We start from the raw sequence: 25918 nt of genomic DNA, 5'->3' as shown, positions 1-25918 counted from the left end.
TCTTTGGCCGCGCCGAGTGGGGACGCGAGCGGGTGCGTCCGTTTGGTCAATCTGTGCGTCACGAAAGGTCCGCCCTATTGTTTCTCTGCATCGCCGCCTGGCAGTCCCTTGCCCTGGCAAATCCCTGGCGTCGCGCATCGGTATCAGGACCCGGCCCCACGCCCCTGGAATATCGACACCATAGACCGCCGACTGCCACGCGCTCAACCGTCAAACGGTGCGCGAAACCACCAATCGTATCGGAGGGCGCGGTGATACGGGTGTCATTCGGAGGAGGGGAGCGCCGCGAGGGGGCGGCGAACCGGGTCGCGAGGCCGGGCTGAGGCTACTCCGCCGCGCGCAATAATTCGAGCATCGGCTTCTGAAGATGCTGGTTGATCGCGACCAGGTCCGGGCTGTCGAAGCCATAGCGCCGGCCCTTGAGATCGACGGCGAAGCCCCCGGCCTCGCGCAGGATCGCAATACCGCCCGCGACATCCCAGGGGCTGAGCCCGCGTTCCCAGAAGGCGTCGTAGCGTCCGGCCGCCACATAGGCGAGGTCGAGCGACGCCGTGCCCCAGCGCCGCAGGCCCGCGCAACTCGCCATCGCCTTTTCCAGGCGGCGCAGGAACTGCTGCTGGCCCGCGCCTTCCTGGATGCCGAGATGGGGGATGCCGGTCGCGACCACCGCATCGGACAGACGCTGGCGGTTGGAAACGCGGATGCGGCGGTCGTTCATATAGGCGCCCTTGCCGCGTTCGGCCCAGAACATCTCGTCCTTGATGGGGTCGTAGACCACGCCGGCGAGGAGTTCGCCGCGTTCCTCATAGCCGACGGAGACGGCCCAATGCGGAAGGCCGTGCAGGAAATTGGTCGTTCCGTCCAGCGGATCGACGATGAAGCGGCGGTCCGGGTCGGCGCCCTTCACCGAACCGCTTTCCTCCATCAACAGGCTGTAATCCGGCCGCCCCTTGAGCAATTCCTCGCGCAGGATCTTCTCCGCCTTGCGGTCGGCGGTGGAGACGAAATCTGCGGGTCCCTTGCGGCTGACCTGCAACTGCTCGACCTCGCCGAAGTCGCGCACCAAGGCTCGCCCCGCCTTCTGCACGGCCTTGGTCATGACATTGAGGGTGGCGGAGCGAACGATCATGGGAAATGCCTGATGCCTTGTTGATCGGAAAGTGAATGGTCCGGGTATCGACCGGCCCGGCCCCGGCCCCGGCAGCGGTCCGTCAGTCCTTCGCACGCTCCACATAGGAGCCGTCGGCCGTCATGACGACGATGCGGGTGCCGGCCTCGATATGCGGGGGGACGAGGGTCGGGCGGCCGTTCTCCAGCTTCGCCGGCTTGTAGGAGGAGGACTGCGTTTGGCCCTTCACCACCGGATCGGCCTCGGTCACTTCCATCGTCACCTTCTGCGGCAGGCTGGTGGAGATCGGCCGGCCCTCATGCGTCGAGATCGTGACGGTCATGTTCGCTTGCAGGAAATCCTTCGGGTCGCCGATCACGTCGCCGGGAACCTCGAGTTGCTCGAAATTCTCCTGGTTCATGAAGTAGTAGATGCCTTCCATCTCATAGAGATATTGATAGTCGGCATCGAACAGCTCGGCCGTCTCCACCTGCTCCTGAGTGCGGAAGCGGAAGTTCGACTTCAGACCGGTGCGCGCGTCGCGGGCCTCGACCTGGGCGACCGCCGCGCCCTTGCCGGGCTGGTTGATATCGTTCTTCGTGACGATTAGAAGCTTGCCGTCGATTTCAATGGCACTGCCGGGACGCAGATTGATCGCGTTGACCTTCATGATCCACTCGCTCGATAGTTCAGGCGACATTTGGTGCGCCCGGGGCCGGACCGTCCGGCCGGGCGCGATGTCCGATAGGGGATCGCGGCGACATTCCGTCCCCCGCGAAAGCGCGGCTGTCCTACCACCGGGGCCCGCTTCGGACAAGCCGGGAGCGCCGGTATGAGCGGTGGCGGTCATGGACATTTCTGGGACGGCGCGGCGATGGTGCGCCGCGCGCCCTATCTTCGTGGGCGCGCGGCGGTGCTCGACGCCACGCGGGCGACCTTCGCACGCCTTGGCTTCACGGAGGTCGAGACGCCGGCGTTACAGATAAGCCCCGGCATGGAGCCGCATCTGGGGGTGTTCGCGACCCGCTTGCTCGCCCCGGGCCATCATGCGGCGGCGGGGACCGTGAACGGCGATACGGGCACGCCGCGCTATCTCCACACCAGCCCCGAATTCGCGATGAAGAAGCTGCTGGCCGGCGGGAGCGGCCTGCCGGAATTCGCGCGAATCTGGCAACTCGCCCCCGTCTTCCGCAATGCCGAGGGTTCCCCCACCCATCACCCGGAATTCCGGATGATCGAATGGTACCGCGCCGATGCGCCGGTCGAGGCGCTGATCGCGGATTGCCGCGCGCTTCTCCTGGCGGCGGTCGAGGCGGTCGAAGGAACGGCCGACGAGGCGGCCGGAAAGGCATCGGGTACCGGCATGCTGCGTCACGGGGCGGTGACCTGCGATCCGCGCGCCGACTGGCAGGTCATCGGCGTGGCGGAGGCCTTCGCGCGTTATGCCGGCATCGATCTTGCGGCCGCCACGCGGGGCGATCCGATGGCCCCGGACCCGGCACCGCTGGCCGAGGCCGCCGCCGCGCGCGGCGTCCGCACGGCAGAGGGAGACCGGTGGGAGGATATCTTCTTCCGTGTCTTCGACGAGCGGATCGAGCCGCATCTAGGCCATCCCGCGCCGACGGTGCTGACGGATTATCCGATCGCCATGGCGGCGCTGTCCCGTCCGAAGCCGGATGACCCGTCGTTGGCGGAGCGGTTCGAGCTTTATGTCGCGGGCCTGGAACTCGCCAACGCCTTCGGGGAACTGGCCGACGCGGCCGCGCTGCGCCGCCGGTTCGAGGCCGACCAGGACCTCCGCGCCCGGCTTTACGGCGAGGGCGCGCGGGTTCCCATCGACGAGGGCTTCCTGGCGGCGGTCGACGCCATGCCGCCGAACGCGGCCGGCATCGCGCTGGGCTTCGATCGCCTCGTCATGTTGGCGACGGGGGCGGCGGATATCCGTGACGTGCTGTGGGCGTGGGTGGAGCAGGCTTGAAGGGCGCGCGAAAGCCGACACTGCTGCCCGAATTCGGTTGCGCGGGGCACGGGCTTTCTGTAGAAACCGCGCCGGATCAAGCATGACACCGACACATGCGACAGGAGGCGGCCCAGACGCGCCGCCTGCGTCCCATGCAAGGAGACGAAGACGATGAAGGCCGAAACGCACCCCGACTATCACACCATCACGGTGCAGCTGGTCGACGGCACGACCTACGAGACCCGCTCCACCTGGGGCAAGGAAGGCGATGTCCTGAAGCTCGACATCGACCCCTCGACGCACCCGGCATGGACCGGCGGCCCGGCCCGCCTGATGGAGAGCGGCCAGCTGGCGCGCTTCAACAAGCGCTTCGCCAGTTTCGGCCTGAAGTAACGGACGCGCGGCCGGTCCGACGGCCGGCGCGATGCGATCTCGGAAAGGGCGGCTTCGGCCGCCCTTTTTCTGTGTCCGGTTCTGTGTCCGAACGGGGACGCGCGGCCAGGGCGGCCTCTTGACATCGTGAAACGTCTTGCCCATCTCGAACGCGTTCGCCCGGGACGCCCGAAGCGGGTCCCGACCAGGGCGAACGATGGATGGGCCGCCGCCGGCGAACCGGGGCGGCCTGGGATGAAACGGTTATCGCTTCTGAAAGGAGGATAGCTCCATGCGTACCTATGATCTCTCCCCGCTTTTCCGCACCTCCGTCGGCTTCGACCGGCTGGCCCGTATGCTCGATACGGTCGGGCAGGAGACGGCTCCGTCCTATCCGCCCTACAATATCGAGAAGGTGAGCGATGATGAATATCGCATTACCATGGCGGTCGCCGGCTTCGGCGAGGACGATCTGGACGTGACGGTCGAGCGGAACACGCTCACCATCTCGGGCCGGATTTCGGAGACGGTTTCCGAAGGGAACGACGGCGATCAGGCCGAGCGCCAGTTCCTGCATCGCGGCATCGCGGCCCGCGCCTTCGAGCGTCGCTTCAATCTGGCCGATCATATCAAGATCGACCAGGCGTCGCTGGAGAATGGGTTGCTGCACGTAACCCTCAAGCGCGAGGTGCCCGAGGAAGCCAAGCCCCGCCAGATCGCCATCAACGGCAAGAGCAAGGCCAAGGCGATCGAGGGAAAGTCCTCGGCGGAGTCCGGCAAGGAAACCGCGTAATCAGGCGTTTCCTGGACTCCATCATCAAAGGACGCCCCGCCGGGGCGGCATGACCCGAGAACCGGAAGGGCGGCGCGATGGCGCCGCCCTTTTTCTTATTGGTCGATGCGGCATGCGTTCCCTTTGAGAGCGCGCATGTTGAATGTAGGATCGTACGATACGGCATCGAACAAAAAGAATGCCGTTTCGGGGGGAGGTTCTCATGTTCTGGTATCCGGTGCCGGGTCGCGCCGATGTCGCGCATATCGATTTTCCGCCCTATGTCACGGGGCGTAACGTTTTCACCGACGCCGAGATGGATGCGCTGATCGCGCGAATGACCGGCCAGCCGGGCCAGGAGGTCCGCACCGGCCCGGACCTGCAAATCCGGCCCGAGCAGAATAGAAGCACCGCGCGCCATATCCTGCCCGATCCAGAAAGCGGGTGGATATACCACCGCATCATGACGACACTGTCGGTCCTCAACGCGCAATCCTATCAGTTCGATGTGAAAGGCATGGATGAACCGCTCTATTTCGTGACCTACGAAGGGAAGCGGCAGGGACATTATAGCTGGCACTACGACGGCACCGCGGCGGGGCAGGCACCACGTAAGCTAAGCATTACCTTCCAGTTGAGCCGGGCCGAGGACTATGAGGGCGGCGAGTTGGAGTTCAACCGGACGGGCGAGCCGACCACGGCGCCGAAGGAGCGGGGGACATTCGTTCTGTTTCCCTCCTTCATCCTGCATCGCGTGCGGCCGGTAACGAGGGGCATCCGGCATGCGTTGGTCGCATGGGTTAACGGCCCCCCCTTCAAGTGACCCGGTCCAGGTGACTGCCTCCAACTTCGAACTTTCCCGCCCGCAACGTCGTTCCCGTTTCGCCGACGATCGTACTTATGATTTATTATGACTTTTGTGTTCTCTGGGAAGGGTGCCTCATAGGGGAGTGTGTCACCCTTCTGGGGAATGGGAGGGAACCAAGGTGACACATAAGACGGAATGGCGGTTTTCCAGGCGGTCGGACCTCGACCTTCTGGAACTCTGCGCGATGCCCATCTGGATATTCGATATCGAGCGTCATGCCATCTGGTGGGGCAATGCCGAGGCCGTGCGGTTCTGGGGGGCGGAATCGCGGGAGGATCTGGTTCGACGGGATTTCTCGACCGACAGCCCGACCGTGCGCAAGCGTCTCCGTCAGGTCATGGACCATGCTTCGCCCGGAACACCGATACAGGATAGCTGGACCCTCTATCCGCGCGGCACGCCGGTTGCCGCGCAGATAAGCTTGACGCCGGTGCGCATCGGCCGAGGAGCGCGGGATGCGGTCATGATCGAGGCGCGGGAGACGCGGGAGACCGGGGACGGCATGCTCTCGGCCAATGACCGCCGATTACTCGAGGCGACGCGCTATACATCCATCATGATCAGCTATATCGGTCTCGACGGGACCGTGCTCACGATGAATCCCGCCGCGGCCGACCGGCATGGCCCTGTTCGTTCCGAGGCCGAGACCTTCGATGGTGCCACCGCTCCAGCGGCCCGGTTCGAGGACCGCTTCCGGGACAAGCGGGTCGCCGAGCGCCTGTTGCGGGAAGGCGCGATGGGGGCGGAACCGTCCGGGGAATTCCTGATCGAGAGCCGGCAAGGACCGCGCTGGCACCTGATTACCCTGCGCATCGCCCGCGATGCGGTGAGTGGACAGCCGGCGCTTATCGTCGTGGAGGAGGATATCACCTCGCTGAAGCGCGCGATGGACGACTTGGCCGCCTTGAACAACAGCCTCGAGGACCGGGTGCGCCGCCGCACCAAGGACCTGAATCAGGCGCGCGAGCGGGCGGAGGCGGCGAACATCGCGAAATCCGATTTCCTGGCACGGATGAGCCATGATTTGAGGACGCCGCTCAATGCGATCATCGGCTTCTCGGAACTGCTTTACACGCCGGCGACCGAGGGGTTGGCACGGGCGAATTTCGCCGCCTATGGACGCGACATCCATGCGGCCGCGGGTACCTTGCTGGCGTTGGTCGACGATCTCCTGGATCTCTCGCGGATAGAGGCCGGAAAGTACCCGATCCATCCCGAATGGATCGATCTTGGCCGGTTGATCCGGGAAGCGGTCGACCTGACCCGGGCCGGACATCCCGGCCGCCGTTTGCGGATAAACACCATCGCGCCGGATTCCGTCGCCGTCCGGTCGGATCACCGGGCCGTCGCGCTTATTCTCGGCAATCTGATTTCCAATGCCGTTAAGTTCACCGCCGACGGTGGAACGGTCTCCGTCCAGTTGATCGCGCTAGAAAAGCCGGCCGGTGGCGCCCGCATCGTGATCGCGGATACCGGGCGCGGGATTCCGGAGGATGATCTGACGACGATCTTCGAACCCTTTTTCCGGGGACGCACCAGCGTCGCGCGTCGGGACCCGGGAACCGGCCTGGGCATGCCGATCTGCAAGCGGCTTACCGAACTGCTGGGCGTGGATCTCTCCATCACCTCGATCGTCGGTGTCGGCACGACCGTGACCCTGGGCTTTCCCGTGCATGCGCGGGTGCAGGATACCTTGCTGGTCGAGATGCACGATGCCCTTTAAGGGCGGGGCGGTTTCGCTCCCCTTACCTAGACCAGGGGGCTTTGGAGGGTATTTTGCCTATCCGGCGTGGTTCCCGCGATCGAGCGGGAACAGGGTTCGGCGCGTCATCGCCCGCAGTCGGCGTCTGGCGGTTTCCGTCTCCTCCATATAACGGGCCGTCAGCGGGTCTTCGACGGCCCGTTCCCGCTTCTCATTGATCTTACGCGCGAAATGGGCGCGGGTTTCGGCCTCGGACCGGACCGGTCCGTCGAAGACATGCGCCAGCGCCTCGAATCCCGCCGCGTGCCCTTCGAAAAGATCCTCCGCCCGCAGGTCGATATGATGTGGCGATGGGTGGGTGGTGGCGAGGGCGTGGAAGAAATCCTCGGTGAAGGTGATGTACCAAGCGACCATCTCCGGCAGGTGTGTGCTGGCGGGAAGATGGAAGCGCGCGCCTTGCGACGCCCTCGCGCGCCGATAGGGCAGGGGCAGCAACTGCCCCATGGCGAACTGGCGCTTGCCGATTTGGGAGGAGGCCACCGCCGAAGGGGCGCGGTGCATATGGATGAACCGCATGTCCGGGAAGGCGGCCAGCAGAACCGGGGCGAAGATCACATCGAAATGGCTGATCAATACCGGCGTGCGGCCAAGCCTATAGGCAGCCAGGATCTCGCTTACCCGGGCACGCAGATAGCACCGAGCGACAGGCCGCAGCCCGTCCCGGTCGATCGTTCCGGTCAACAGTCGGTTCAGCATCTCCCACCGGTGTCGCGGGGCGAGTTGCCAGACGAAACCGTGATAGGGCTCGAACCGGCTGCCGGCGAGATAGCCATGGAGCGCGGTCGTTCCCGCCCGCCCGGTCGAGATCACTTGGACAGGGTCGCCGGCCGCCGGGGCGAAGTGCCGGCGCGTCTGGCCGATGAGCGCCAGCCGCTCCGCGAACCAGGGCTCCCGCATCATGTCGCGCAGCGTGTCGATCAGGGTCGATAACGTTTCGACGAGGCTGTCGGGTGTATAGGACGGGGCGGCGGCATGTCCCCCTCCTTCTCCCGGCAGGTCGATACCCTCCGTGCCGGACGGACAGAAATGAAGCATGTGCTTGCCGGCGGGAAAGACCGAGGCGGTTGGCCGGGGAAGTCGGTCGATATCGGTGGGCGCCGTGTGGCGCAGCCGCTCATAGACGGTCCAACTGTTCCGGCGTGTAAGGCCGATCGGCCGCAGCACGTCGTCGAACGCGTCTCCATCGTCCGGGTCGACGGCATGGGCGGCGACGAACATAGCGTTCCGCGCCACAAGGTCGTGGCTGCGAACGGCGCGTCGCAACGCGCCGCCCATGAGGTCGAGCGCGCGGCCCGCGTGCCCCGTCTGCGCCATGCACTGCGCGGCGTACATCAGCAACTCCTCCTCGCCGGCCGACGCCTTTAGCGTGATTGTCCCCCCGGTCATCAAATCGCCCCGCCCCGCGATGGCGGCGACGCGGGCGATCGCTGTCCGCGAGGGTCGTGGCAGGCTGGCGGTGGAGTCCGCCGTGCCGGCTATGCGCAGGACGTCGTCATGATGCCCGAGAACGTCGGCGATATTGATCAGGTGGGCGACGACATCCGCGCCGAGACCGGCGCCATCCGACAGGGCCTCGATACCGCGTTGGGCGGAGTAGGGGCGGCCCGCCTTGATATGGCCGACCAGGTCGTTCAAACCGTCCGTGTCCTCTATCGTCGGCATTGTCCCATCCGTCGCGTCGCTCTGCCGGGAGGCAATCTTGAGGGAAGACGGTACAGGATTCTCGCCAGGGTACCTAAGAATCGGTGTCTGCCGGCTTCGGGCTGGGTGTCCAGGGTGGCGCCACCTCCGCGGCCGCGCGCCGGGCGTCATGGGCGGCCAGCGCGCGCTCGATATAGCCGGCGGTGTTCGGGTCGTCGAAGCTGTGATCCTGCTTCTCGTTGATCTTACGGCCGAAATGTCGGCGGACCATATCCTGGGTGACCGGCGCGTCGGGAAAGACGGCATGCAGGGCGTCCAGGGCTTCCGGCCGGGCCTCGAACAAGGCCTCGCTCGCCAGATCCGCATGCCGGTCGGAGGGGAAGGCCCGCGTCAGCGCCTCGTGGAAATGGCGCGTGAAGGCCATGTACCAGCCGACGCAGTCCGGCAGCATGTCGCAGGGCGGCAGGAGGAACGACGCCCCTTCGTTCGTCCCCTCGCCGCGGTCGCGATGGGTCGGCAGGGCGATCAACTGGCTCATCGCGAACTGGCGCTTGCCGACCTGGGATGCCGCCACCCCCTCCGCCCGGCGGTGCAGGTGGAGAAAGCGTGCCTCCGGGAACATGGCGCGCAGGAAGGGCGCGAAGATCACATCCCAATGACTGACGATCACCGGCGTCTTGCCGAGTCGGTAGGCGGCGATCCATTCGGTGATCCGGGCCGATAGATAACGCCGCAAGGCGGGGGCGAGGGATGCGGGGTCGTTCGCGTCCGTCAACAGCCGGTTCAACAGGTCGAACCGGTGTCGCGGGCCCAATTGCCACACGAAGGTATGATAGGGCAGATAGGCTCCGCGCCGCAGGAAAAGCTGCAGTGCCGTCGTTCCCGCCCGCCCGGTGGAGATTACCTGGATCGGATCGGCGGCATCGGGGGCGAAACGCTCCCGCACGCGGGCGAGGCCGTCCAGACGTTCGGCGAACCAGGGGGCCCGCAAGGCCGTGCGCGCGGCCTCCGCCTGCCTCGCGACGAGATCGGAGAGCGCGTCCGGCCTATAGCTCGGCGCAGGTCGGAAGGCATCGACCCCCAGCCCGTCCCAGCCCGCGCCGTCACGCGCGGCGATGCGTTGTCGTCCACCGATGCAGGTGTGGAGCGGCATCTTCTTGCTCGGGAAGACCGCTTCGCCCGGCTTGCGCAGACGCGCGACGTCGCGCGGCACGGGCACGTAGCGCAGGGATTGGTAGAGGACCCAATTGTCGTCGGGGGCGAGGCCCAAGGCCTTGGCCATGGCGGCGAAGCGGACGCTGTCCTCCACCTCGAACAGCGAGGCCCCGATATGCATCGCGACCCGGCCGGCCAGATCGTTCGTGGCCACGGCCTGTTTCAACGGCCCGGCCATGATGCTCATCGCCTTGCGGCTTTCCCCCACCTGTTCAAGGCATTGCGCCATGTTGAGCAGCAGCCCGAGTTCCTGGCGCTTCGGTGAAAGCGGGACCGCGCCGGAAGCGACGAGATCGCCCCGTCCGGCGATGAAGAGGCCGAGCGTGCCGAGCTCCCGCATCGCGGGCGATAGCGAGGCCGCGATGCCGGGCGCGCGCATGATGCGCATCAACTGATCGAAATGCCCGAGCGCCAGCGTCAGATGGATCATCCGCTCCGCGGTGCCGGGGGGCAGGGCGGCGGGGTCGTCCAAGGTCTCGAACGCCCGCAGACCCGCATAGAAATGATCCGCCTTCAGGGCGGCGAGAAGGGCGTCCCGCGCCGTCGCCTGCGTCATGACCGTCCGTTTCCGCTGATCCCCGCCGCCGGACCGGGCGGGAAAGGCGCCGTTCCATGTCCAGCCGAAACGGTGGCACGGATTCGCGCCGTGCGAAAGCGAGGGAGACGTAAGGTCGTATCGCAATATGAGTTTTAGCTGGGGCGAATAATTTCCCAAATACGCCCCAGACGCAAAGCGACTCGCTCTTTGGGAGATATATTTATATTATTACAACTAGATATAAGGAGAGGGCCATGATGCAGAATGTTAGCGTTACAGAGAACGATATAGCGTTTGCGGTGCTACAGATTGCTGCGGGCCAACCAAACGGCATCGCGACATTTCCACGAATGAAACGGGAGGTTCCCGACTATGTCGACCTCTCCAACGCAGATCGGCGCCGATCAGTTCCTCGGCAGCGTGAAGAAGTGTGGGAACAGCGTATACGTAATATTAAGTCGCACTATGAGACGCCCGGCAATTACATTTGTGAAGGATATCTTGAACACGTTCCTCGGTCCGGTTACCGCATCACTGAGCATGGAAGGCAGTATCTCCGCATGCGGACCTAATCCGAGTAACGCGCCTTATAGCCCGGCTCCAACCAGCGGAGTTCTGTTGTGCTTGGGGCATCCTTGTCCCACACAAACCAAGCGTATGCCGTAGTCCCGCTACCTTTCCGCTCGACGCCAGCAGGGTAAAAGGTAATGCGCTCACTGAATACCCAAACTCGAGAGGGCGGGGCTTTCGAAAATATCGTGCGCTGGCGGTTCGCCCCTTCAAGGAAGGCTAAACGCAACAAGAGCGCGAATTTCTGATCCGCTGATATCAAACCGGAACGAACGAAGCCCTCGGCGGCATTGTAGGGCGGATTGGTGACGATGTTGTTAGCGTGTCGGTCGGGTGAGAGGAAATCCACCCCTCGCTCGCCATATCCACGATCATAAAGGTCAGAGCTAGCCACGGAGCTTCCCGTGTTCTCCAACACGCCAGACATGGCTCCATCACCACAGGCGCACTCCCAAATGTCACCTTGGAACCTTTCATTATCGATTAGAGCAAATGTTGCCCAGCGCGGTGTCGGGAAAAAATCCGGCCCACTAAGATCAGCGAACCGCTTGAGCGTAGGCTTGTAGCTGCCGTTAAGGTGGTACGTCGTATCCATGAGAAAATTATAAAAGAATCAGATGTTTAGTCAATATTCACTAAGTGATTATAACGACTCACTCTTTTTACTTCTCGCATTTCTTGTGTCGCCCGCGCGATCCTGGCTATGCGACGGTCGAGTCGATTGACTCAATGACAGTATTCTTCATGTTCCAGACCCAGCCGAGACATGCTGTCTATGCGTTGGAGTTCCTTCACGGCCATTTTTAACCATATTTTTCCTTAGCTTACAGATTGCGATCTGCATGGCGTTGTCGATCACCTTCTGTCCTTAGGGTCTTTACCGTTCACTATCTATGTTTGCGTAGTGTATAGTGGCGCAAGCGGCCCCGTTCGGATGGAGTCGGCGTACTTGGGACTTAGGTTCCTCCGCCACTTTAGCGGGGCCGCCCCTTCCTCACTTCCCCGAAGCGTTTAAGAGGTCGGGCAGGTTCGCGACAGGGCGACAATCCCGGCGAATTTCAAACTTAGGCATCACTAGGCAATGAGAGTCGGAATATCTGGGCAAGGCCAAGCGGGGCTTGGTCTCGCGCCCTGAAAATCTCGCTTGCGGGCGCGCGTGTCGCCCGCAGAATTCCGGTATCATCTCGCGCGAAAGAGGGAGGGGACGGATGCTTACGCTCCATGACTGTCTGGAAAGCGGTAACGGCCACAAGGTGCGCCTGTTGCTCGCCCTGCTGGGGCGGGATTTCCGGCTGGAATTGCACGATATTCATTCGGGCGGAACGCATAGGCCGGCCTTCCTGGCGCTCAACCCCAACGGCAAGATCCCGGTGCTGCAGTTGGAGGATGGGCGCTGCCTGCCGGAATCGAACGCGATCCTGTGCTATCTGGCGGAGGGAACGGCCTTCCTGCCGGAGGAGCCGTTCGCCCGTGCCCAATGCCTCTCCTGGCTATTCTGGGAGCAGTATAATCACGAGCCCAATGTCGCCGTCGCCCGCTTCTGGTGCCACCATCTGGAGATGACGGCGGAACGCAGGGTGCTCTTGGCGAAACGGCAGGCGAAGGGACATGCGGCGCTCAAGCTGATGGACGATCACCTGACGGCGCGCGACTGGCTGGTGGGGGACGGCGCGACGGTCGCCGACATCGCCCTCTATTCCTACACATCGGTCAGCGCGGAAGGGGGGATCAAGCGCGACGGCTATCCCGCGCTCACCCAATGGCTCGCGCGGGTGGAGGCGCTGCCCGGATTCATCGCGATGGCGCCCTGGAACGGATAGGCGTGTGGCGCCTATCCGCTAACGCGTCGCCTTCAGGGCCCGGGTCAAGGCGCGGACGCCCGCGCCCGGCCCGTCCGGATGGTTCCAGACGGCGGAGACGGCGCAGATGAAATCCGCGCCGGCTTCCACCGGCCGCGTCAGATTGTCGGCCGTGATACCGCCGACGGCGACACAGGGGACCTCCATCATCTCGCCCCACCACTCGATCGCGCTCAGTGCCGCCGGGTCGGCCGGCAGGCCCTTGGTGGCGGTATCGAAGACGGGGCCGAAACTGACATAGTCCGCACCCGCTTCGCCCGCGTTCATCGCCTCGTGGCGGGAGGTGCGGGCGGAGACGCCGACGATCGAATCCTCCCCCAGTACCTTCTTCGCCGCCTTCACGTCGGCGGCGGAGGCATGATCCAAGTGCACCCCGTCACAGCCCAGATAGGCGGCGAGCTTCACGTGGCCGTTGATGACGAAGGCGGTGTCATGACCCTGTACCACGCCGCGCAACGCCTTGGCGGCGGTGCGCAGCCGGTCGTCGTCGGCCTCCGGCAGCCAGAGTTGCAGGCAGGCGACGGGGCCGGCCGCCAGCGCCTCCTCGACCAGAGGCGCGAACGCCGCCGGATCGAACTCCGGCGGCGTCACGAGATAGAGTTGGCAATCATGCCGATCGGTCATCGACTGGATACCGGCCCTGGGATCAGGCCTTGCCCTTATAGATGTCGATGATATGGCTCAGCATTTCCAGCGCCTCCTCGCGGGGGCGCTGGAAGGTGTTGCGGCCGATGATGGAGCCGTTGGCGCCGCCGTCGCGCAGGCCCCGGATTTCCTCGTAGAGGCCGTCCAGACCCTTGGAGGCACCGCCGGAGAAGACGACGATGCGCTTGCCGTTAAAGGCGGCCTGCTTCACATGCGCGACGCGCTTGGCCATCGTCGAGATGTCGATGCCTTCCTTCTCGTAGACCTTCTTGGCCTCCGGCTGCTCCAGATGCGCCGTCGGCGGCTTCACCTTGATGATGTGCGCGCCGAGCTGGGCGGCGAGGTGCGCGGCATAGGCGCAGACATCCATCGCCGTCTCGCCGTCCTTCGACAGATCGCCGCCGCGCGGATAGGACCAGATGACGACGGCGAGGCCGACGGACTTCGCCTCTTCCGCCATCTTGCGGATTTCCTCGAACAGTTCGTTCGCGAAATCGGAGGCCGGATAGACCGTGAAGCCGATGGCCGCGCAGCCGAGCTTCAGCGCGTCGTCGACCGAGGCGGTGATCGCCTGGTCCTTATCGGTCGCCCAGCTATTGGAGCTGTTGACCTTCAGGATCGTTGGAATCTGCCCGGCGAAGGTGTCGGCGCCGAGTTCGAGCTGGCCGAGCGGCGCGGCATAGGCATTGAGGCCCGCGTCGATCGCCAGCTTATAGTGATAGTGCGGGTCGTAGGCGTCCGGGTTCGGCGCGAAGGAGCGCGCCGGCCCATGCTCGAACCCCTGATCCACGGGCAGGATCACCATCTTGCCGGTGCCGGCCAGCTTCCCCTGCATCAACATCGAGGCGATGTTGCGCTTGGTGCCGGGATTGTCGCTCTCATAGTGCGAGAGGATCTTCTTGACGGTCTGCGTGACTTTCATGGCTGTCGTCCCCCTGATCTATATGGCCGATCTCAACCCAGCTTGCCGATCGCGACGGCGGTGTCGGACATGCGGTTGGAGAAGCCCCATTCATTGTCGTACCAGCTCAGGACGCGCACCAGCGTGCCGTCGACCACCTGCGTCTGGGTCAGATCGAAGGTGGAACTGGCCGGGTTGTGGTTGAAATCGCTGGAGACGAGCGGCTCGTCGTTCGTCGTCAGCACCCCCTTGAGCGGACCGGAGGCGGCGGCCTCCTTGATCGCGTTGTTGATCGCTTCCGCGTCCGTGGCCTTCTTGGCGTCGAACTTCAGGTCGATCAGCGAGACGTTCGCCGTCGGCACGCGGATCGCCGTGCCGTCGAGCTTGCCCTTCAGTTCCGGCAGCACGAGGCCGACCGCGCGCGCCGCGCCGGTCGAGGTCGGGATCATGTTCTCGCTCGCCGCGCGGGCCCGGCGCAGGTCGCTATGCAGCGTATCGACGGTGCGCTGATCGCCGGTGAAGGAGTGGATGGTGGACATGAAGCCACGCTCGATCCCGACCGCCTTGTTCAGCACATAGGCGACGGGCGCGAGGCAGTTGGTGGTGCAGCTCGCGTTGGAGATCACCGTGTGATCGGCCTGCAGCGAGTCATGGTTCACGCCGTAGACGATGGTCGCGTCGGCCTCCGAGCAGGGGGCCGAGACCAGCACGCGCTTCGCGCCCGCCGTCAGATGCGCCGATGCCTTCTCCTTGGAGGCGAAGAGGCCCGTGCATTCCAGCGCGACGTCGATGCCGAGATCGCCCCAGGGCAGCTTGGCCGGGTCGCGCTCGGAGGTGACCTTGATGCGGCCGGTGCCGAGGTCCATCCAATCGTCGCCGGTCTTCACCTCGCCCGGGAAGCGGCCATGCACGGTGTCGTACTTCAGCATATGGGCATTGGCCTCGACGGTGCCGAGATCGTTGATCGCCACGAACTCGATATCCTTGCGGCCCGCTTCCATCGCGGCGCGCAGCACCAGCCGACCGATGCGCCCGAACCCGTTGATCGCTACCCGTACCGCCATCGTCCTCTTTCCTCCTTGAGACCTGCTTGGTCGGGCCACCCCGGCCCGTCTTCCATGTCCTTGTCAGCCCAGCCGCTGGCGCACCGCGTCCGCGACCGCCTCGGCCGTGATGCCGAAATGCTCGTAGAGCTCCTTATAGGGCCCGGATGCGCCGAAGCCCGTCATCCCGACGAAGCCGAAATCGCCACCCAGCACCGCGTACCAACTCTCGCCCGTCGCGGCCTCGACCGCGACCTTCACGGTATCGGCGTCGCCCAGCACGCTCTCGCGATAGGAGACGCTCTGCGCCCGGAAGAGTTCCTGGGACGGCATGGAAACCACGGCCGTCGGAATACCGGCGGCCTGAAGCGTCTCGCGCGCGGCGCAGGCGATTTCCACCTCCGAGCCGGTGGCGACCAGGGTCGCCCGGCGGGCGCCTCCCTCGGCGTCCAGCATGATATAGCCGCCCCGGGCGCTGAGATTCTCGTCCTGCGCGATGGTGCGAAGCGTCGGCAGCCCCTGTCGCGTCAGCGCCAGGATCGACGGCCCGTCCGCCCGTGCCAGAGCCAGGCCCCAGCATTCCGCCGTCTCCACCGCGTCGCAGGGACGGAAGACCGCGACATTGGGGATCGCGCGCAGGGCCGAGAGATGCTCCACCGGCTGGTGGGTCGGCCCGTCCTCGCCCAGGCCGATCGAGTCGTGCGTCATCACATAGACGACGCGCTGCCCCATCAACGCGGAAAGCCGGATCGACGGCCGGCAATAATCGGTGAAGACCAGGAAGGTACCGCCATAGGGGATAAGCCCGCCATGCAGCGCGATGCCGTTCATCGCCGCGGCCATGCCGTGCTCCCGCACACCGTAATGGATGTAGCGGCCGCTATAGTCGTCGCGGGTCACGACCGCCATGTCGCCGGCCTTGGTATTGTTCGAGCCGGTGAGGTCGGCCGAGCCGCCGACCAGTTCCGGCACCGCGTCCCCCAGGACCTTGAGCGTGTTCTGCGAGGCGACGCGGGTGGCGACCTTCGGCGCCTCCTCGCTCAGCTTCTTCTTGTAGGCGACCAGTGCTGCGTCCCAACCCTCCGGCAGGTCGCCCTGCTGGCCGCGCTCGAAGGCGGCGCGGCGTTCCGACGGCTGGCCGGCAAGGCGCTTCGCCCATTGCGCATTGGCCTTAGCCCCCCTGCGGCCCGCTGCGCGCCAAGCTTCCAGCACGTCGCCCGGAATCTCGAACGGGTGATGGGGCCAGCCCAGCGCCTCGCGCGTCGCCGCGATCTCCTCCGCGCCCAGGGCCGCCCCGTGCGAGCCGGCGGTCCCCGCCTTGGTCGGCGCGCCGAAGCCGATCACGGTCTTGCAGGCGATGAGGGAAGGCTTGTCGGAGCGCTTGGCCGCGCGGATCGCCTTGTCGACCGCTTCCGGGTCGTGGCCGTCCACCTTCTGGACATGCCAGCCGGAGGCCTTGAAGCGCGCGGCCTGATCGTCGGACACGGCGAGGTCCGTCGGTCCGTCGATCGAAATGCCGTTGTCGTCGAACAGCACGATCAGCCGGCCCAGCCCCAGATGGCCCGCCAGCGAGATCGCCTCGTGGCTGATACCCTCCATAAGGCAGCCATCGCCGGCGATGACGTAGGTATGATGGTCGACCAGATCGTCGCCGAAGCGTGCGTTCAACATCCGCTCCGCCAACGCCATGCCGACCGCGTTGCCGAGACCCTGGCCGAGCGGACCGGTCGTGGTCTCGATCCCCTTGGCATGGCCATATTCCGGATGGCCGGCGGTCTTGGCGCCGAGCTGGCGGAAATTCTTCAGATCCTCCAGCGTCATGTCCTCATAGCCGGTGAGGTGGAGGAGCGCGTAGAGCAGCATCGAGCCGTGCCCGGCCGAGAGCACGAACCGGTCGCGATCCGGCCAGTCCGGGGCCGCCGCGTCGAACTTCAGATGCTTGGTGAACAGGACCGTCGCGACATCGGCCATGCCCATGGGCATGCCCGGGTGGCCGGATTTCGCCGCCTCCACCGCGTCCATCGCGAGCGCGCGGATGGCATTGGCCATGGTCCGGGACGGGACCGCCCCCGTATCGGACGACGAGGAAGGAAGCGGTTCGGATTTCGACATGGCGTTCGGTACTCTTTCGTCAGTCGTTCGTGTCGCGTGGACTCGCCTTCGGGCGGGTCATACGCTGAATGCCGGCGCGGCGGGCGGTCTTGCATCTCGCGTTCGACGGCCACGCGCCGTTGCGCTCCGACCGGGCCGCGTGCACCGCCTCGGACCGAAAAAATGCCCCAAGATGCCCCGGAGAATCCCCTTTCCCCGAAAGCGGGCGCAAGATGCAAGCGCCGACCCGGCAGGTCAACCGGATTCACCCCCGCCATGCCCGGTTTCGCGCGGCTTCGCGGACCTGGGGCGTGGCGAAGCGATGGCGCTCGAAACGGAGGGTCGAGTTGACGCGCGCCGGGGCCACGCTTAACGTCGCGGACGCTTCCGACGTAGCATCAACGCCCTCAAGCGGAGCCGTGGCCGCCATGACCGACATCCCGCAAGCGGAAAGCCGCCTTGCCGCCGCGTTGCAGCGGGTGGAGACGGCCGCGACCGCGCAGCGGGAGAAGGCGGAGACCGAGCGCGCGCGTCTCGCGGAGGAAAAGCGCGCGCTGGAGAGTCGCGTCGCCGACCTCGAAACCGAGCTGAACCGTCTCAAACGCGGCGCGTGCGCGGAGATCGATGCCACCCTGGCGGATATCGACGCGGTGCTCGCACCGGAGGGCGGCGGGAATGGCGGGAAGGTCGACGGGGACGCGTTACGCGCCGGACCGGCCTCCGCCGGCCGGGAAGAGCCTTAGGAAAGGGCCGCGAGGACATGCGCCAACTCTCCGTCACGATAAATGACCGCGACTATATGATCGCCTGCGAGGATGGGCAGGAGGAGCATCTGGGCGCGCTCGCGGCGCAACTCGACGGTCGGGTGCGCGACCTCGCCGGTTCGATCGGTCAGGTCGGTCATGCGCGGCTGCTGGTGATTGCTGGTCTGCTGGTTTCGGACGAACTCTCCGACGCCCAACTCGAAATCGCGCGTCTGAAACAGCGTGTCGACGCGCTGGAGGCGGAAGGTGCGCGGACCGCCGAGGCCGGAGCCGATGCCACGGATTCGGCGCGCGCCGAGGGGGCGGCGGCGATCGATCGCGCGACCGAACGACTCGACGCTATTGCCGCGCGGCTTCAAGACTCCTAAATCTGCGCCAGGGCGCGTGCTGCGGCGCGCGTGTAGCCGATTATGTCCCGGGGGCTATACTCACCTCTAGGGAGCTGTCCCTGCCGGGGTCTTGGCCTCGGTACAACGGCGCCCACCTGCTCGAGCAGGCTCCAGAGGATATGTTCCGGCCACGGCGATCGCGGTTCGCGCCCGCTCGTTTTCCGAGACGTCGAGGTCGGCGGCTCGTTCCCGTGACCCAAGGTGTCCGCATGACGGAATCGCAGGATGGCGAGTCCATCGCCGAGGCGAAGCGCGCCGCTCGGCGCGAGGCCCAGGCAGCCCGCAAGGCCGCGCACGCGGAGAACGGCGTTCAGGCCGCGATCGAGGTGTCGCTGAAGGTGATGGCGGCGCTCGACCCGCCGAAGAAATCGACCGTCAGCGCGTTTCTGCCGATCGGCTCCGAACTCGATACGGCGCCGTTGATGCAGGCGCTCTGGGCGCGGGGTTGCCGGGTCGCGTTGCCCTGCGTCGAGGGCAAGGACCGGCCGCTGACCTTCCGCCTCTATCGCCAAGGTGACGCGTTGGTGGAGGAACCCTTCGGAACCCGCGCGCCCGCGCCGGAGGTCGAGGCGGTAGAACCCGATATCCTGCTCGTGCCGATGCTGGCCTTCGACCGGGCCGGCTATCGGCTGGGCTATGGCGGCGGTTTCTATGACCGCACGCTGGAGAGGCTGCGTGGCCGGCGCCGGGTGATCGCCGCGGGTGTCGCCTATGCCGCGCAGGAGGTGGCGGCGGTCCCCCGCGAGGCGACGGACCAACCGCTCGACTGGATCGTGACCGAGCGAAAGGCATTCCGTCCATGAAGCTTCTGTTCCTGGGGGACATCGTCGGCCGGCCGGGGCGCGACGCATTGAACGCGCACCTGCCCCGTCTGCGCGAGCAGTTCGATTTCGATTTCGTCGTCGCCAATGGCGAGAACGCGGCGCACGGTTTCGGTATCACGCGCAAGATCTGCGAGGAGATCTTCGAGGCCGGCGTGGACGTCATCACCGGCGGCAATCACAGTTGGGATCAGGCCGAGATCATCGGCTATATCGACGAGGAGCCGCGCCTGCTGCGTCCCGCGAACTTCCGGGCGGGCACGCCGGGGCGGGGCACGGCGGTCTATGACACGGCGCGCGGGCACCGTGTGCTGGTGGTCAATGTCATGGGACGCCTTTTCATGGAGCCTCTGGACGATCCTTTTCAGGCGATCGACGAGGCGATGCCCGACGGCGCGCCGGTGGAAAGCGGATTCGACTTCGTCCTGGTGGATTTCCATGGCGAGGCGACGAGCGAGAAATACGCGACCGGCCATTATTGCGACGGACGGGCCAGCCTGGTGGTCGGGACCCATACTCACGTTCCGACGGCGGATGCCCATGTGCTGGCCGGCGGTACCGGCTTTCAGTGCGATGCCGGCATGTGCGGTGATTACGATTCGGTCATCGGGATGAAGAAGGAACTCTCGATGGAGCGCCTCCTGGGCCGCCTGCCGCGCCCGCGCATGGAACCGGCGGAGGGCGATGGCACGCTGTGCGGTGTCGTGGTGGAAACGAACCCCAGGACCGGCCTCGCCGTGCGGGTCGAGCCGCTGCGCGTCGGCGGGCGGTTGTCCGTCGCCTGGCCGGGGTAAGGGGGCGTCAGGACAGGCCGTGTCTCGTTAGGTATTTCCGCGTCGCCTGTTCCAGCCCCTCGGCGATCTGGCGGCCGGTCTCGCCGCCGTCGCCGCTGACCTTGTGACCGATTACCGCGCGCATCGCGTCGACATGCGTTGATAGGATGTCGATCGCGCCGGCATCGAGCGTCTCCATTTTCTCCATGAAGCGGCAGAAGGAATTGGCGATCCGCGTCATCAGCGGATAACCGAAGCTGCCACCCTGACCACGCATGTCGTGGGCAAGGCGGAAGGCGTCCCGCGCGGCGCCGGTATTCGTCGCCTGCTCCGGAGACAGCGTCTCTACCAGGGCGCTGAGCTTTTCCACGTCCTTGCCCGCCCATTCGGGATAGTCGTCGCTCATCTTTGCGATGGCGGCTTCGGCGCGTGCCAGCATCTCCGGCGTCGGGCCGCCGCTGCCGGAGACCTTCTTTTTCAGAGTATGGGGGGGCGTCACGATCTCCACATCGCCGCGATCCCCCGATCCGTCGCCGCCGTCAGCCATAAGTCTTTATCCCGTTCGCGTGGCCGGCCATGTGGCCGGCGGTCGGTCAGCCTCGCGCCAGCCCCGACCGAATGGGCGCAATATGACGCGCCGTGGCGCGGCATGGCAAGAGGGCCGCGCAAGAGGGCCGCGCAAGAGGGCCGCGGAAGGTCGTTGCGTCGTGGTGGGGCGGGCGACGAAGCCGCTCGTTGCATGGCGGGCGGTCTTGCCCTAAAGCTTGCCCCGCGCGGGCCCGCGCACCGGGAGACTACGGTTCCGATAGGAAAGCCGTGCGTGCCTACCACATATCGGGTAAACTCGACGCGGGCAGCGCTAGACTTTGTGGAAACCGGGCGGCGACATGCGACCGTCCCCGAAACCGCCCCCGGGGCGCGGGGACGCGCGGAGCCGGCCTCAGGGACGATATGATCGGGACGGGCCACCATGGCAGGGCATTCCAAGTTCAAGAACATCATGCACCGCAAGGGCGCGCAGGATAAGAAGCGCGCCCAACTTTTCGCGCGGCTGTCGAAGGAAATCATGATCGCGGCCAAGATGGGCGATCCGGACCCGGCGGCCAATCCGCGCTTGCGCCTCGCCGTGCAGGCGGCGCGCGCGCAATCGATGCCGAAGGACAATATCGAGCGCGCGATCCAGAAGGGCGCCGGCGGCGGCGAGGGCGTCGAGTACGAGGAGATCCGTTATGAGGGCTATGGCCCCGGCGGCGTCGCCATAATCGTCGACGTGATGACCGACAACCGCAACCGTTCGGCCGCCGATATCCGCTCCATCTTCAACAAGAACGGCGGCAACATGGGCGAGACGGGCTCCGTCTCCTTCATGTTCGAGCGGGCGGGCGAGGTGCGTTACAAGCCCGATGTCGCCGGCAACGAGGCCATGTTCGAGGCCGCGCTGGAAGCCGGCGCGGAAGATGTCGAATCCGACGAGGAAGGCCATGTCGTGACCTGCCAGGCGGACGATCTGAACGAGGTCGCCTCGGGCTTGCAGGAGACCTTCGGCGAGGCGGAGCAGGCGCGCCTTGTCTGGAAGCCGAAGAACATGATGCCGGTCGAGGGGGATCAGGCGGAGACGTTGATGAAGCTGCTCGACGCCCTCGACGATTACGACGACACCCAAAATGTGTGGGCCAACTACGACATCCCCGACGCGGAGATGGAGCGGCTGGCGAGCTGATCGGCAATCGGGATGCGCATCATCGGGCTCGATCCGGGATTGAGGCACACGGGCTGGGGCGTCGTCGACATGGACGGCGTCCATCTGCGCTTCGTGGCCTGTGGCACCGTCGATCCGCCCGACCGCCTGCCCATGGCCGACCGGTTGAAGGCGTTGCATGACGAGTTGATGGCGGTGCTGGCGTGTCACGCCCCCCAGGAGGCGGCGGTCGAGGAGACCTTCCTGAACAAGAATCCGGGCACCACGCTGAAGCTCGGCCATGCGCGCGGCGTGGTGCTGCTGGCCCCGGCGCTCGCGGGGCTGGCGGTGCACGAATACGCGGCCAAGAGCGTCAAGCAGGCGGTCGTCGGCACCGGCGGCGCCAGCAAGGACCAGATCGGGATCATGGTGCGCACGTTGTTGCCGGGCGCCGATCCGGGCAGCGAGGACGCGGCCGACGCGCTCGCCGTCGCGATCTGTCACGGCCATCACGGCGCCACCAATCGGGCCTGGGCCCCCGGCAGCGGTCTCGCCACGACGCGGTTCGCGACCGGCGGGGCCGGGGGAGGCGCGCGGTGATCGCGAAGTTGAAGGGGCTGGTGGAGCAAGCGGAGGAAGACGGTCTCGTCGTCGATGTCGGCGGGGTCGGGTATCGCGTCTATTGCTCCAGCCGCACGCTGTCGCGGGTCCCGGCGACGGGCGGGGCCATCGCCCTCGATATCGAGACCCATGTGCGCGAGGATCATATCCATCTCTATGGCTTCGCGGAGCGGGCGGAGCGCGATTGGTTCCGCGCGCTGACCACGGTTCAGGGGGTGGGCGCGCGCGTGGCGCTCGCCATACTTTCCGTGCTGGCGCCGGATCAGCTGGCTCAAGCGGTCGCCGCGCAGGACAAGGCCGCCGTCGCGCGCGCCAACGGCGTCGGGCCGAAGCTGGCCCAGCGCATCGTGGCCGAGTTGAAGGACAAGGCAGGCGGCATCGCGCTTGGCCCCGGTGGGGCGTTTTCCGGCGCGGGGAACGCCGGGGGCGCCAGCGGCGCGGGCGGTAAGGCCGACGGGGCCGGAGCACCGGATACCGGCGCGAGCGACGACGCGGTCTCCGCCCTCGTCAATCTCGGCTATGGCCGGTCGGAGGCTTTCGCCGCCGTGGCCAAGGCGGCGCGGGCCGGCGGGGCCGCGGGTGAGGACGGCGGCGGGACCGTCGACGCGGCCTTCCTGATCCGTGGCGCGTTGAAGGAGCTTTCGCGATGAGTGCCGCGGCGAGCACGCCCGAGGATCGCGCCGTATCGCCCGAGCGAACCGCCGCCGACGGGGAGGAAAGCCGCGACGGCGCGGTCCGGCCTCTTAGCCTGGCGGCATTCGTCGGCCAGGGGGCGGTGAAGGAGAATCTGGGCATTTTCGTCGCCGCCGCGCGGCAGCGGGGCGAGGCGATGGACCACACGCTGTTCTATGGCCCGCCCGGCCTCGGCAAGACGACGCTCGCCCAGATCGTCAGCCGTGAACTCGGCGTCGGGTTCCGCGCGACGTCCGGGCCGGTGATCGCGAAGGCGGGCGACTTGGCGGCGCTGCTGACCAATCTTCAGCCGCGCGATGTGCTGTTCATCGACGAGATCCACCGTCTCTCGCCGGCGGTGGAGGAGATTCTCTATCCCGCGATGGAGGACTTCCAACTGGATTTGATCATCGGGGAGGGGCCGGCTGCGCGGTCTGTGCGTATCGACCTGCCGCCCTTCACGCTGGTCGGAGCGACGACGCGCGCGGGGCTCATCACCACGCCGCTGCGCGAGCGGTTCGGCATCCCGCTCCATATGAATTTCTATACCGAGGACGAGTTGACGCATATTGTCTCCCGCGCCGCCGGAATTCTCGGCATGGTCCTGACGGAGGACGGCGCACGGGAGATCGCGCGCCGCTCACGCGGGACGCCGCGCGTCGCCAACCGGCTTCTGCGCCGGGTCCGCGACTTCGCCGCCGTCGATGGGGTGGCGGAGGTGGATGCGGATGCCGCCGACAAGGCGTTGCTGCGGCTTGACGTGGATGCGCGCGGTCTCGATGCGATGGATCGGCGCTATATGCGCTGCATCGCGACCAATTACGGCGGCGGGCCGGTAGGGGCGGAGACGCTGGCCGCCGCGTTGGGCAATGAACGCGATGTGCTGGAGGAGGTGGTGGAACCTTTCCTGATCCAGCAGGGGCTGGTGCAACGCACGCCGCGTGGTCGCATGCTGACGCCGCCGGGTTGGCGCTATATCGACCTGGAGCCGCCGGCGGCGGTCACGGCGCAGCTCGACATGTTGGCCAAGGCCGGCGCGCTCGACGATGGCTCGAACGAGGCGCGTGACGACGGAACGGACAACGGGGGCGCCGCGTGAGCGATAGAACCGATGACGTTGCCCATCGTCTGCCGGTGCGTGTCTATTACGAGGATACGGACGCGGGTGGAATCGTCTATCACGCCAACTATCTCAAGTTCGCGGAGCGCGGGCGAACCGAATTCCTGCGACGGGCCGGCTATGAGCATCGCGCGTTGATGGGCGACCTGGGCGCGGGTTTCGCGGTGAGGCGCTGCGCGATCGAATTTCTCAAGCCGGCGCTGCTCGACGACATGCTGGAGGTGGAGACGCGGGTTGCCGCCGTTGGCGGGGCGAGCGTCGATATGCTTCAAACCATCCGGCGCGACGGGACGACGGTCGCGACGATCGATATACAGGTGGTCTTGATCGACCGCGCCGGCCGGCCGAAACGCCTGCCGCGCGAGATGGCGGCGGCGGTCGGCCGCCATGGCACCACGGCAAGGTCGTGAGGTCGCCATATTTCCGACACCGGAATCTCCGACAAGGGACGGGACAGCATGGAACAGGATCAGATGGGTGGCGATGGCTTGGCGAACGGCGTCTCGGAGGGCGCGAGCATGATCGATACGCTGATCATGGGCGGTGATATCGCGGCATCGCCCGACATGTCCTTGGTCGCCCTGTTCCTGCGGGCTGATTGGGTGGTCAAGGCGGTGATGATCCTTTTGATCCTCGCCTCGATCTGGTGTTGGGCGATCATCTTCGAGAAGATCGGCCGCATGCGGAAGCTGCAGCGCCTCGCCAACAAGTTCGAGGATGCGTTCTGGTCGGGCGGCTCTCTCGATGATCTTTATCAGCGGGTGGGGCAGTATCCGGGCGATCCGATGAGTTCGGTCTTCTCCGCCGCAATGCGCGAATGGCAGCGTTCGGCGAGCCGGGGCCATCTGCGCGAGAGCGCGGCCGGGCTGCAACAGCGCGTCGACCGTGTGATGCAGGTGACCATGGCGCGCGAGATCGAACGGCTGGAGAAATACCTGCCCTTCCTTGCCTCGGTCGGTTCGGCGGCGCCCTTCGTCGGGTTGTTCGGCACGGTTTGGGGCATCATGAACAGCTTCACCTCGATCGCGGCGACGAAGCAGACGAGCCTCGCCGTGGTGGCGCCGGGTATCTCGGAGGCGCTATTCGCCACCGCGCTCGGCCTCGTGGCGGCGATTCCGGCGACGGTCGCCTACAACAAGATATCGACGGACCTTACCCGCTATGCCGGCCGGTTGGAGGCTTTCTCGGGCGAGTTTTCCTCGATCATTTCCCGCCAGTTGGACGAGGAGGCCTGATCCATGGCCGGTGGCATGCTCGGACCGCCGGGGGGCGGGCGATCGGGAATTTCCGGGCGCTCGCGCTATCGCCCGATGGCGGATATCAACGTGACGCCCTTCGTGGACGTGATGTTGGTGCTGTTGATCGTCTTCATGGTGACGGCGCCGCTCTTGACGGTTGGTGTGCCCGTCGATTTGCCGGAAACCAAGGCGGCGAGTCTCAATGACGCGGATGAGCCGCTTGTCCTTACCGTGGATCGGGACGGCAAGGTCTATATCCAGGAAACGGGGATCGAGCTGGAGAACCTCGTGCCGCGCCTGCGGGCCGTCACCGGTAACAATCCGGATGTCCGTATTTTCGTGCGTGGCGATAGCCGTATCGCCTATGGCCGCGTGATGGAGATCATGGGGACAGTCAGTGCCGCCGGGTTCAACAAGGTAGCTCTGCTCGCCAAGTTGCCGGGCCAAGAAGAAGGTGTCGCCGGACAGTGACGCGGAGCCCGATCAGGCGGACCGAC

27 protein-coding genes and 1 other RNA gene are annotated in these 25918 nt (G+C 65.9%); 18 read left to right on the top strand and 10 right to left on the bottom strand.

Annotation, left to right across the window (positions count from 1 at the left end):
• Positions 1 to 325: 325 nt before the first annotated feature.
• Positions 326 to 1129 (bottom strand): inositol monophosphatase family protein, encoded by an 804-nt coding sequence (locus KAJ83_RS11900; RefSeq protein WP_210682298.1) that lies wholly within the window; start codon positions 1127 to 1129, stop codon positions 326 to 328.
• Positions 1130 to 1211: 82 nt separating this feature from the next.
• Positions 1212 to 1778 (bottom strand): elongation factor P, encoded by a 567-nt coding sequence (gene efp, locus KAJ83_RS11895; protein WP_210682297.1) that lies wholly within the window; start codon positions 1776 to 1778, stop codon positions 1212 to 1214.
• 162 nt (positions 1779 to 1940) lie between these two features.
• Between efp and epmA the strand changes: the two genes are divergently transcribed.
• The 5 genes from epmA to KAJ83_RS19655 all read left to right on the top strand — a co-directional run bounded on the left by epmA (position 1941) and on the right by KAJ83_RS19655 (position 6803).
• Positions 1941 to 3086 (top strand): EF-P lysine aminoacylase EpmA, encoded by a 1146-nt coding sequence (gene epmA, locus KAJ83_RS11890; RefSeq protein ID WP_210682296.1) that lies wholly within the window; start codon positions 1941 to 1943, stop codon positions 3084 to 3086.
• Between the two features lie 153 nt (positions 3087 to 3239).
• Positions 3240 to 3461, top strand: coding sequence for a 50S ribosomal protein L31 (gene rpmE / locus KAJ83_RS11885; RefSeq protein ID WP_210682295.1), 222 nt, complete (start codon positions 3240 to 3242; stop codon positions 3459 to 3461).
• 271 nt (positions 3462 to 3732) lie between these two features.
• Entirely contained in the window at positions 3733 to 4233 is a 501-nt protein-coding gene (locus KAJ83_RS11880; RefSeq protein WP_210682294.1) for an Hsp20 family protein, read from the top strand.
• A gap of 202 nt (positions 4234 to 4435) precedes the next feature.
• Complete coding sequence (locus KAJ83_RS11875) at positions 4436 to 5035, top strand: 2OG-Fe(II) oxygenase family protein (protein WP_210682293.1); 600 nt, start codon at positions 4436 to 4438, stop codon at positions 5033 to 5035.
• A 163-nt stretch (positions 5036 to 5198) separates the two neighbouring features.
• Positions 5199 to 6803 (top strand): PAS domain-containing sensor histidine kinase, encoded by a 1605-nt coding sequence (locus KAJ83_RS19655; protein ID WP_210682292.1) that lies wholly within the window; start codon positions 5199 to 5201, stop codon positions 6801 to 6803.
• Positions 6804 to 6860: 57 nt separating this feature from the next.
• Here KAJ83_RS19655 and KAJ83_RS11865 read toward each other — a convergent pair whose 3' ends face one another.
• The 3 genes from KAJ83_RS11865 to KAJ83_RS11855 all read right to left on the bottom strand — a co-directional run bounded on the left by KAJ83_RS11865 (position 6861) and on the right by KAJ83_RS11855 (position 11401).
• On the bottom strand, positions 6861 to 8504 hold the full coding sequence (locus tag KAJ83_RS11865) for a sulfotransferase (protein WP_210682291.1): 1644 nt from the start codon (positions 8502 to 8504) through the stop codon (positions 6861 to 6863).
• 73 nt (positions 8505 to 8577) lie between these two features.
• On the bottom strand, positions 8578 to 10254 hold the full coding sequence (locus tag KAJ83_RS11860; RefSeq protein ID WP_210682290.1) for a sulfotransferase family protein: 1677 nt from the start codon (positions 10252 to 10254) through the stop codon (positions 8578 to 8580).
• Positions 10255 to 10804: 550 nt separating this feature from the next.
• Positions 10805 to 11401 carry a hypothetical protein gene (locus tag KAJ83_RS11855; protein ID WP_210682289.1) on the bottom strand — a complete coding sequence of 199 codons (597 nt, stop codon included), beginning with the start codon at positions 11399 to 11401 and terminating at the stop codon, positions 10805 to 10807.
• Positions 11402 to 12014: 613 nt separating this feature from the next.
• Between KAJ83_RS11855 and KAJ83_RS11850 the strand changes: the two genes are divergently transcribed.
• Complete coding sequence (locus KAJ83_RS11850) at positions 12015 to 12626, top strand: glutathione S-transferase family protein (RefSeq protein ID WP_210682288.1); 612 nt, start codon at positions 12015 to 12017, stop codon at positions 12624 to 12626.
• A gap of 18 nt (positions 12627 to 12644) precedes the next feature.
• Here the strand turns inward: KAJ83_RS11850 and KAJ83_RS11845 are convergent, their stop codons facing one another.
• The 4 genes from KAJ83_RS11845 to tkt form a co-directional block, all read right to left on the bottom strand.
• Entirely contained in the window at positions 12645 to 13289 is a 645-nt protein-coding gene (locus KAJ83_RS11845; protein WP_210682287.1) for a thiamine phosphate synthase, read from the bottom strand.
• Positions 13290 to 13311: 22 nt separating this feature from the next.
• On the bottom strand, positions 13312 to 14232 hold the full coding sequence (locus tag KAJ83_RS11840) for a class I fructose-bisphosphate aldolase (protein WP_210682286.1): 921 nt from the start codon (positions 14230 to 14232) through the stop codon (positions 13312 to 13314).
• A gap of 32 nt (positions 14233 to 14264) precedes the next feature.
• A complete protein-coding gene (gene gap / locus KAJ83_RS11835) occupies positions 14265 to 15275 on the bottom strand; it encodes a type I glyceraldehyde-3-phosphate dehydrogenase (protein ID WP_210682285.1) in 1011 nt (336 codons plus the stop codon).
• A 63-nt stretch (positions 15276 to 15338) separates the two neighbouring features.
• A complete protein-coding gene (tkt, locus tag KAJ83_RS11830; RefSeq protein WP_210682284.1) occupies positions 15339 to 17366 on the bottom strand; it encodes a transketolase in 2028 nt (675 codons plus the stop codon).
• A 407-nt stretch (positions 17367 to 17773) separates the two neighbouring features.
• Here tkt and KAJ83_RS11825 point away from each other — a divergent pair, with 407 nt between their 5' ends.
• The 5 genes from KAJ83_RS11825 to KAJ83_RS11805 all read left to right on the top strand — a co-directional run bounded on the left by KAJ83_RS11825 (position 17774) and on the right by KAJ83_RS11805 (position 20113).
• Positions 17774 to 18088: a hypothetical protein gene (locus KAJ83_RS11825; protein WP_210682283.1), complete on the top strand. Its 315-nt coding sequence runs from the start codon at positions 17774 to 17776 to the stop codon at positions 18086 to 18088.
• A gap of 17 nt (positions 18089 to 18105) precedes the next feature.
• A complete protein-coding gene (locus tag KAJ83_RS11820; protein WP_210682282.1) occupies positions 18106 to 18477 on the top strand; it encodes a cell division protein ZapA in 372 nt (123 codons plus the stop codon).
• Positions 18478 to 18490: 13 nt separating this feature from the next.
• Positions 18491 to 18648: non-coding RNA, 6S RNA (ssrS, locus tag KAJ83_RS11815), on the top strand.
• Positions 18649 to 18707: 59 nt separating this feature from the next.
• Positions 18708 to 19301 carry a 5-formyltetrahydrofolate cyclo-ligase gene (locus tag KAJ83_RS11810; RefSeq protein ID WP_210682281.1) on the top strand — a complete coding sequence of 198 codons (594 nt, stop codon included), beginning with the start codon at positions 18708 to 18710 and terminating at the stop codon, positions 19299 to 19301.
• The gene (locus tag KAJ83_RS11805) at positions 19298 to 20113 is read left to right on the top strand and encodes a TIGR00282 family metallophosphoesterase (RefSeq protein ID WP_210682280.1); all 816 of its coding nucleotides are present in this window, start codon (positions 19298 to 19300) and stop codon (positions 20111 to 20113) included. Before KAJ83_RS11810 ends, KAJ83_RS11805 begins: the two co-directional genes overlap by 4 nt.
• Positions 20114 to 20120: 7 nt before the next feature.
• Here KAJ83_RS11805 and KAJ83_RS11800 read toward each other — a convergent pair whose 3' ends face one another.
• The gene (locus KAJ83_RS11800) at positions 20121 to 20639 is read right to left on the bottom strand and encodes an Hpt domain-containing protein (RefSeq protein ID WP_210682279.1); all 519 of its coding nucleotides are present in this window, start codon (positions 20637 to 20639) and stop codon (positions 20121 to 20123) included.
• A 423-nt stretch (positions 20640 to 21062) separates the two neighbouring features.
• Between KAJ83_RS11800 and KAJ83_RS11795 the strand changes: the two genes are divergently transcribed.
• The 7 genes from KAJ83_RS11795 (at position 21063) to tolR (ending at position 25892) form a co-directional block, all read left to right on the top strand.
• Entirely contained in the window at positions 21063 to 21812 is a 750-nt protein-coding gene (locus KAJ83_RS11795) for a YebC/PmpR family DNA-binding transcriptional regulator (protein WP_210682278.1), read from the top strand.
• 12 nt (positions 21813 to 21824) lie between these two features.
• Positions 21825 to 22370 (top strand): crossover junction endodeoxyribonuclease RuvC, encoded by a 546-nt coding sequence (ruvC, locus tag KAJ83_RS11790; protein WP_210682277.1) that lies wholly within the window; start codon positions 21825 to 21827, stop codon positions 22368 to 22370.
• Positions 22367 to 23041 (top strand): Holliday junction branch migration protein RuvA, encoded by a 675-nt coding sequence (gene ruvA, locus KAJ83_RS11785; RefSeq protein WP_210682276.1) that lies wholly within the window; start codon positions 22367 to 22369, stop codon positions 23039 to 23041. Before ruvC ends, ruvA begins: the two co-directional genes overlap by 4 nt.
• On the top strand, positions 23038 to 24162 hold the full coding sequence (gene ruvB, locus KAJ83_RS11780) for a Holliday junction branch migration DNA helicase RuvB (protein ID WP_210682275.1): 1125 nt from the start codon (positions 23038 to 23040) through the stop codon (positions 24160 to 24162). Before ruvA ends, ruvB begins: the two co-directional genes overlap by 4 nt.
• The gene (ybgC, locus tag KAJ83_RS11775) at positions 24159 to 24593 is read left to right on the top strand and encodes a tol-pal system-associated acyl-CoA thioesterase (RefSeq protein WP_210682274.1); all 435 of its coding nucleotides are present in this window, start codon (positions 24159 to 24161) and stop codon (positions 24591 to 24593) included. Before ruvB ends, ybgC begins: the two co-directional genes overlap by 4 nt.
• A 108-nt stretch (positions 24594 to 24701) precedes the next feature.
• Entirely contained in the window at positions 24702 to 25418 is a 717-nt protein-coding gene (gene tolQ, locus KAJ83_RS11770) for a protein TolQ (protein WP_246484500.1), read from the top strand.
• Between the two features lie 3 nt (positions 25419 to 25421).
• Positions 25422 to 25892 carry a protein TolR gene (gene tolR, locus KAJ83_RS11765; protein WP_246484469.1) on the top strand — a complete coding sequence of 157 codons (471 nt, stop codon included), beginning with the start codon at positions 25422 to 25424 and terminating at the stop codon, positions 25890 to 25892.
• Positions 25893 to 25918: the final 26 nt, after the last annotated feature.

It is taken from the genome of Marivibrio halodurans (genome assembly GCF_017963645.1).
Lineage (GTDB): Bacteria > Pseudomonadota > Alphaproteobacteria > UBA8366 > Aestuariispiraceae > Marivibrio > Marivibrio halodurans.
This window is presented reverse-complemented; position numbering and strand designations above follow the sequence as displayed.